Origin of the sequence: Microbispora sp. NPDC049633, assembly GCF_040675265.1 — a bacterium.
Classification (GTDB): domain Bacteria; phylum Actinomycetota; class Actinomycetes; order Streptosporangiales; family Streptosporangiaceae; genus Microbispora; species Microbispora maris.
The window spans coordinates 1-5,230 of record NZ_JBFAOO010000326.1; the positions used below are offsets into that span (position 1 = coordinate 1).

Annotated in this window: 6 protein-coding genes and 1 pseudogene; 2 read left to right on the top strand and 5 right to left on the bottom strand. The window is 68.8% G+C overall.

Annotation, left to right across the window (positions count from 1 at the left end):
• The 4 genes from AB0J39_RS38055 to AB0J39_RS38070 all read right to left on the bottom strand — a co-directional run.
• The coding region (locus AB0J39_RS38055; protein ID WP_363473856.1) for a family 1 glycosylhydrolase at positions 1-134 on the bottom strand (134 nt) is incomplete at its 3' end.
• Entirely contained in the window at positions 131-1,021 is an 891-nt protein-coding gene (locus AB0J39_RS38060) for a carbohydrate ABC transporter permease (RefSeq protein ID WP_150934115.1), read from the bottom strand. The genes AB0J39_RS38060 and AB0J39_RS38055, both read right to left, overlap by 4 nt.
• A 1-nt stretch (position 1,022) precedes the next feature.
• Positions 1,023-1,949, bottom strand: coding sequence for a sugar ABC transporter permease (locus AB0J39_RS38065; RefSeq protein WP_363473847.1), 927 nt, complete (start codon positions 1,947-1,949; stop codon positions 1,023-1,025).
• 69 nt (positions 1,950-2,018) lie between these two features.
• Positions 2,019-3,287 carry an ABC transporter substrate-binding protein gene (locus tag AB0J39_RS38070; protein ID WP_363473850.1) on the bottom strand — a complete coding sequence of 423 codons (1,269 nt, stop codon included), beginning with the start codon at positions 3,285-3,287 and terminating at the stop codon, positions 2,019-2,021.
• A gap of 234 nt (positions 3,288-3,521) precedes the next feature.
• Between AB0J39_RS38070 and AB0J39_RS38075 the strand changes: the two are divergent.
• A pseudogene (locus tag AB0J39_RS38075) lies at positions 3,522-3,647 on the top strand (LacI family DNA-binding transcriptional regulator); the annotation flags it as partial.
• 147 nt (positions 3,648-3,794) lie between these two features.
• Here AB0J39_RS38075 and AB0J39_RS38080 read toward each other — a convergent pair.
• Positions 3,795-4,748, bottom strand: a complete 954-nt coding sequence (locus tag AB0J39_RS38080) for a tyrosine-type recombinase/integrase (RefSeq protein ID WP_363473852.1) — start codon at positions 4,746-4,748, stop codon at positions 3,795-3,797.
• 98 nt (positions 4,749-4,846) lie between these two features.
• Here AB0J39_RS38080 and AB0J39_RS38085 point away from each other — a divergent pair.
• The coding region (locus AB0J39_RS38085) for a winged helix-turn-helix domain-containing protein (protein WP_363473854.1) at positions 4,847-5,230 on the top strand (384 nt) is incomplete at its 3' end.

Genomic DNA, 5,230 nt, shown 5'->3' on the forward strand with positions numbered 1-5,230 from the left:
GTGTCCCAAATCGAAGGCCCCCGGCCGTCGATGTCGACGGCCCCCTCGATCTGATACGCCGCGGTGGCCGTGCCCCACACAAAGCCCGCGGGAAAGGTCCGCGGCATGGCGGGGCGTTCGTCGGTCGCCGTCATCCCTTGATCGCTCCTGACATGATTCCTCCGATGATCTGCCGGCCCAGGGCCGCGAAGACGGCCACGACGGGCACCGTCGCCAGCACCGTGCCGGTGAGCACGAGCGCGTAGTCGGTCGTGTAGCCGCTGGCCAGTGAGGAGAGCGCGACCTGCACGGTCGGGTTCTCCGGGGTGAGGACCACCAGCGGCCAGAAGAAGTCGTTCCATGCCTGCATGAACGTGAACAGCCCGAGCACGGCCGCGGCCGGCCGCGCCGCGGGCACCACCACGTGCCAGAACAGGCGCAAGGTGGAGCAGCCGTCGATCCGTCCGGCCTCCAGGAGTTCGTCCGGCACCGCGCTCGACAGGTACTGCGTCATGAAGAAGACGCCGAACGCCGTGACCAGGCCGGGCACGATCACCGCCTCCAGCCGGCCGGTCCAGCCGAGCTCCGCCATGAGGATGTAGAGCGGGATGATCCCGAGCTGGTGCGGCACGGTGGTGGTCGCGATGGCCACGACCAGCAGCGACGTCCGGCCCCGGAAGCGGAGCTTGGCGAAGGCGAACCCGGCCAGCGTGGAGAACAGCACGACCGAGACGGTGACCGAGCCGGAGACGATGAAGGAGTTGAGCATCGCCTTGCCGAACGCGGTCGTGTCGAAGACCCGCGCGATGTTCTCGAACAGGTGCCCGCCGGGCGTCAGGACGGGAGGCACGCGCGCGATGGCGTCGTTGTCGTGCGACGCCACGATGAGCGACCAGTAGACGGGGAACAGGGAGCCGAGCAGGACGGCGACCAGCGCCGCATAGGTCCAGAACCCGGCCGAGCGGCGCCCGCCGCGGGAGCGGGCCGCCCGCGAGCGGGGCACGCGCGCCTGCCGGGGCGCCTCGGTGATGATCGTCGTCACGTCAGCTTCTCCTGATCCGGCGGGTGACCGAGTAGTTGACCAGAGCCATGACCACGATGATCAGGCACAGGGTCCATGCGATGGCCGAGGCGTAGCCGAACTTGTACAGGCTGAACCCCTGCTCGTAGAGGTAGAGGCCGACGGTCTGGAACTGCCGGTCCGAGCCTCCCGTCGGGTTGCCCGTGCCGGCTTGGAACAGCAGCGGCTCGGCGATGATCTGGAAGCCGCCGATGGTGGACACGACGGCGGTGAAGATGATCGTCGGCCGCAGCATCGGGATCGTGATCTTCCGGAACTGGGTGAACTGGCCGGCCCCGTCCAGCGTCGCGGCCTCGTACAGATGCTCGGGGATCGTCTGCATGGCGGCCAGGTAGATCAGCGCGTTGTAGCCGGTCCACCGCCAGATGACGATGAGCGAGATGGCGATGTGCGAGGACAGGGTGCCCGCCTGCCAGTCCACCGGGTCGAGTCCCACCAGATCGAGCGCCCAGTTGACCATGCCGAAGTCGCGGCCGAAGAGCTGGGCGAAGATGATCGTGACGGCGACGATGGACGTCACGTTGGGCAGCAGCACGCCCATCCGGAAGAACGTGCGGGCACGCAGGCTGCGGTTGAGCATGTGCGCGATGAACAGGGCCGCGAGCAGCTGCGGCACGGTGGACAGCAGCCAGATGCTGACGGTGTTGAACAGCGCGTTCCAGAAGTAATCGTCGGTCAGCAGTTCGGCGTAGTTCGCCAGCCCCACCCAGTGCCGGGTGGGCTCCAGCAGGTTCCAGTTCGTGAGCGAGACGTACGCGGTGTACAGCAGCGGGAACATCCCCACCGCGCCGAACAGCAGGAAGAACGGGGCGATGTAGAAGTACGGCGAGCCCTTGACGTCGAGCTGGTAGGCCCAGCGGCGCCGTGGCCCGGATCGTGCGAGGGGCATGGGTCCATCCCGGGGGAAGGGGTGACGGCGGGCTCTTACCTCCCGCCGTCACCCGGCTTGGCTGGGCGGCTACTGCTCGATGCGCTCGACGTCCTTGAGCATCTGCTCCCAGGCCTGCGGGCCGTCCTGCTTGCCCTCCTCCACTCGGTTGATCGCGTCGCGGATGGCGGTCTGGATGTCGCCGGCCCGCGGCCCTTGGTACTGCGGCTTCAGGTTCAGCGCGGCGGTGGTGAAGACCTGCCCGACCGGGGCGTCGTTGAAGAAGGCGTTCTTCAGGTTCTTGACCTCGGGCTTCTCGTACGTCGCCACGGTCGAAGGCAGGATGCCGTGCGCCTTGAACACCTCGATCTGCTGCTCGGGAGCCGTCAGCCAGGTGATCAGGTCCACCGCCTCCTTCGCGTGCTTGCTCTGCGCCGGAACCGTCAGGTAGGAGCCGCCCCAGTTGCCGCCGCCGCCGGGGATGGCCGCGATGTCCCACTTGCCGGCGAATGCCTTGGCCTGGTCCTGGATCTTCGCGAGCATCCAGGCGGGGCAGGCGATGGTGGCGAACTGGCTCTTGGCGAAGCCGGTGTTCCACGCCGGGGAACTGCCCACCAGCTTGGCCGACTCACCGTCGGCTACGGCCTTGAGCACCTCGTCGTACGCCGAGCGGACCACCGGGTTGGTAGCGACGACCACGTGGTCGGAGGCGTCGTAGTAGCCGGTCTCGGCCTGCCCGATCATCGCGTTGAAGATCTGCGCGCCGCCGTCGAAGAAGCTGGCGCCCTCCGGCTTGTTCGCGGTGTACTTCCTGCCGGCCTCGAAGTACGACGCCCAGTCCGGCCAGAGCTTGCTCACCTCGTCGCGCTCGGTGGGCAGGCCGGCCTTCTCGAACAGGTCGCGCCGGTAGCACATGGCCAGGCCGCCGACGTCCGTCCCGTATCCGATCTGGGCCCCGTTCTTGGCCACCGACGCCTGCCACTTCCACGGCAACCACCGGTCCTTGAGCCCGTCGGCGCCGTGCTTGCGCAGGTCGACGAAGCGCTCCGGCTGTGCCCTGAACTGGGCGATGAAGCCGGTGTCGATGCCCTCCACGTCCGCCGCGCCGCTGCCCGTCGCCAGATGGGCGGCCAGGTTGCGGTGGTGGTCGTTGTACGCCGACGTACGCTCGACGATCTTGATGTTCGGGTGGGCGGCCTCGTATTTGGCGTACAGGTCCTTGAACCCCATGTTCCCGAACAGGTTGAGGGTGAGGGTGACGGGGCCGTCGCCGGACGAGCCGGACGAGCCGCCGCAGCCGGCGGTGAGAACGCCGACGGCGAGCACACCCACGAGCAGACGAAGTTTCGAAGCAGACACCGTGAACTCCTTGGCAGGGAGGAGGGGTGGCTGCGAGATGCGACGGTCGAACCGCGGCAACGAATCGACCGATACGCCCGCCATAAGACATAACAGCAGCACGCGATGTCAAATTACGAAAACGTAACGCCGATGAAGTTTTCTGCCATCTTGACAAACTTCCCGAGATTGCGTAATTTCTGCGAAACCGGTTACATGAAACCGGTTGCAGCGAGATGCGACAGCGTTTGATCCGTGGCAACGATCAGAGAGCCGGCACGCCTTTGCGGCGTGTCCCCGGCAACCGTCTCCCGCGTTTTCGACAATCCGGAGGTAGTGAACGCGAAGACCAGGACGCAGGTTCTGCGGACGGCCCGCGAGATCGGCTACCCGCTCAACGAGTCCGCCCGCACGCCGGCCACCAAGAAGTCCTTCATTGTCGGCCTGGTGTGGGACGCCGACCACCGCCGCCCCACGGCTGGCGGCACCCGTTCTGCCAGGAAATACTCGTCGGCCTCAAGACCGCGCTCAGCGGGCGGCGCCGGGGACGCGGAGCCGGTCGACGGCCTCGCGGCGGCGCCGCTCGGGCCGCCGGTCGTACCGCGCGGTGGTGGCGGGGGAGGCGTGGCCCACCAGGGCCTGGGTGGTGGCGAGGTCGACCCCGGCGTCGAGCAGTTCGCCGATGAACGTGCGCCGGAAGTCGTGCGGCGTCCGCGGTGACGCCCCGGCGGCGGCCAGGCGGCGGGAGACGATGTCGGCGATGGCCTGGCCGGTCATGTGGGCCGGCCGCAGCCGCCCGCCCTTGTTGATAGGGCAGAACAGAGGGCCGGTCGCCCGGCCGCGTACGGCGAGCCAGAGGTCGAGGCGTTCGACGGCCTCCGCGGTCAGGTAGACGAGCCGTTCCTTGTCGCCCTTGCCGCGCACCCGCAGGGAGCGGGCGTGGGGATCGAAGTCGGCCAGGGTGAGCCCGGCGATCTCGGCCCGGCGGCAGCCGGTGGAGTAGAGCGCGGCGAGCATCGCGCCGTCGCGGCGGCCGGCGGGGGAGTGGTCGCCGTCGCAGACCTCGAGCGCCGCCGCCAGCGCCTCGGCCTCGACATGCCGTCCCGCCGGGACGCGGGTGTGCTTGTAGGCGGGCAGGTCGGCGGCGCGCTGGTAGTCCTCGCCGCTCATCAGGCCGAGCCGCCACGCCTCCTTGAGCACGCGGCGGAGAGCGACCAGGTGCTTGTTGACGTGGGCGGGCGACCAGCCCTGCTCCCGCATCAGCGTGCGCAGCCGGATCGTGTGCTCGTAGCGGAGCAGTTCCCAGGGTTGTCCGGCGCCGGTCGCCTCAGGGTCGCCGGTGATGAGGCGGGCGATGCGGTCGAGGCAGCCCTTCATCGTGCGCTTGGACTCGGGGCTCTGGAGCGCGTCGAGATACACCCGGTAGGGGTCGCGCTCGGGCCGCGCGGGGGTGTCCCGCTCGGGGACGGCGGGCGTGTTCATCACGGTGATCCTACTATGAATCTACAATGTAAAGGCGCCCGGTTGTTACAAGATCATTTGAGTCACCTGGCAAAACCCTCCGCGACAATGAGGGAACCATGCGAATCCGGATTCTCGGGCCGTTGCACGTGGAGGGGGCCCACATCAGAGGTGCGCGCCTGCGCGCGCTCCTGATCCGGCTGGCCCTGGAACCCGGCAGGGTGGTCGCCGCCGGGAGCCTCGTCGACGACCTCTGGGAGAAGTCGCCGCTGAACCCGGCGGCGGCGCTGCACTCCCTGGTGTCGCGGCTCCGGCGCGAGCTACACGAAGCACTGCGGGACGCGGTCATGTCGCATCCGGCCGGTTACCTGCTCGACGTCCCGGCACGGGAGGTCGACGCGGCGGAGTTCGAACGTCTGGTGCGAGCGGGCCGGGCCGAGCGCGATCCGGGACGCGCCGCCGCGTCACTGCGCGCCGCCCTGTCGCTCTGGCGCGGGGCGCCG

Bases quoted from the DNA above. Each gene is read 5' to 3' on its own strand.
- AB0J39_RS38065 (WP_363473847.1), bottom strand. From the start codon at position 1,949: ATGCCCCTCGCACGATCCGGGCCACGGCGCCGCTGGGCCTACCAGCTC.
- AB0J39_RS38080 (WP_363473852.1), bottom strand. From the start codon at position 4,748: ATGAACACGCCCGCCGTCCCCGAGCGGGACACCCCCGCGCGGCCCGAG.